This window comes from Dietzia aerolata, assembly GCF_014144865.1.
Taxonomy (GTDB): Bacteria; Actinomycetota; Actinomycetes; order Mycobacteriales; family Mycobacteriaceae; genus Dietzia; species Dietzia aerolata.
Window position 1 is genome coordinate 4726 of record NZ_JAALDM010000285.1, and the last position, 1436, is coordinate 6161.

Annotated in this window: 1 protein-coding gene; it reads right to left on the reverse strand. The window is 72.7% G+C overall.

Features of this window, described 5'->3' with window-relative positions:
* On the reverse strand, positions 1 to 1436 hold a 1436-nt coding region (locus tag G6016_RS14965), incomplete at both ends, for a beta-ketoacyl synthase N-terminal-like domain-containing protein (protein ID WP_277815170.1).

The following is a 1436-nucleotide window of genomic DNA, read 5'->3' on the forward strand; positions in this document are numbered from 1 at the left end:
CGTTGGGGTCGTTGGCCTTGGTCGAGGTGTCGTGCTTGCTCACCACGGCCAGGTCGTCGGCGGTGAGGCCGAGCTGTGCCAGACCGCGGGCCAGCGGCGAACGCTTCCCTCCGCGGCCGGCGCCGAGAGCACCGAGGCCGGGGGCCGGGATGGAGGTGTGGGCACCGTCGGCGTACGAGCCGGCCCATGCCACCACTCCGAGAACCGGCAGTCCCATGCGGGCGGCGACGTCGCCGCGGGCCAGCAGGATGGTGCCGCCGCCGGCGGACTCGACGAACCCGCCGCGACGCCGATCGTTGGCCCGGCTGTAGTGGCGCTCGTCGATTCCCTTGGCCGCCATGGCCGCTGAGTCGGCGGTGGCGGACATGTCGGCGAAGCCCTGGATGCCCTCGACCGACAGGTCGTCGAAGCCACCGGCCACCACGAAGTCCGACTTCCCGGCGCGGATCTTGTCGAAGCCCTCCTCGACGGACACCGCGGTGGTGGCGCAGGCCGCCACGGGGTGGACCATCGGTCCGTAGCCGCCGACGTAGGACTGCATGACGTGCGCGGCCACGACGTTGGGCAGCGCCTCCTGCAGTGTGTCGTTGGCGCGGCTGCGGCCGAGGATGCCGTCGATGTACAGCGACCGCATGCTGGTCATGCCGCCCATGCCGGTGCCCTGCGTGTTGGCGACGTCGGCCGGGTGGACGTGGGCCAGCAATTCGGCCGGGGTGAAGCCCGAGGAGATGAAGGCGTCCACGGTGGCCACCAGGTTCCAGGCCGCCACGCGGTCGATCCCGGAGACCATGTCGGCCGGGATGCCCCAGGCCGTGGGGTCGAAGCCGGTCGGGATCTGCCCGCCGACCACGCGGGTGAGCATGGTCCGACGCGGCACGCGGATCTCGGTGCCGGCCTTGCGGGTGACGGTCCACTCGCCGTCCTCGCTGCGGGTGACGACCGTGTTCTCCGGGTCATCGGACTGGTAGGCGCGGGCCTGGGCCTCGTCGTCCACGACGAAGGACAGGTCCTCCGGCAGGAACACCGAGGTCAGCTGCGGCGAGGAGTTGTCGAACATCTCGGCGCGGGCGTCGTCCGCGTAGCGGCGGACGCCGACCCGGCCGAGCACCTCCTCGCCGAAACGCTCGGCGATCGCGGCCTCGTCGATGGGCTCTCCGGTCTCGGTGACGGTCCAGCCGGCACGCGGCGAGTCCTCCCACGTGATGAGTCCGGTCGACCAGGCCAGCTCCACGACTCCGGCGGCGGTGAGCTCGCCGGTGGTCTCCACCTCGAAGCGGGTGCGGGCGCTGCCGTAGGGGCCGACCTCGCCGGCGCCCACGATCACGACCATGTCCTCGAGTGCCTGGGTGACCTCGCCCCACTCGGGGCGGGCGTCGGCGGCCACGGTCGGCAGCGACGGCAGGGCGGCGATGGTGCCGGCCGGCTCGTCCGCCGCG